Annotated in this window: 1 protein-coding gene; it reads left to right on the forward strand. The window is 66.0% G+C overall.

Annotated elements, in window-relative coordinates; genetic code table 11:
- A partial coding sequence (locus DJ73_RS20645; protein ID WP_217900441.1) for a universal stress protein occupies positions 1-176 on the forward strand: 176 nt, incomplete at its 5' end.
- Positions 177-244: the final 68 nt, after the last annotated feature.

The raw sequence follows: 244 nt of genomic DNA on the forward strand, positions 1-244 counted from the left end.
GGCTCCTCGGCGAGCCGGCCGACGAGATCAGCAACTACGCCGACTCCAACGACGCCAGGTACCTCGTCATCGCCGGTCGGAAGCGGTCGCCGGTCGGGAAGGCGCTGTTCGGGAGCGTCGTTCAGTCCCTGATGCTTAACTCCGAGACCCCGGTCGTCTCGATCCGAACCGACTGATCAGAGCCGACTGATCAGAGTCGCTCTTCGATCGCCGCGACGATCTTCCCGGTCGACGCCGACCCGCC

The sequence above is a fragment of the Halorubrum sp. Ea1 genome (assembly GCF_002252965.1).
Lineage (GTDB): Archaea > Halobacteriota > Halobacteria > Halobacteriales > Haloferacaceae > Halorubrum.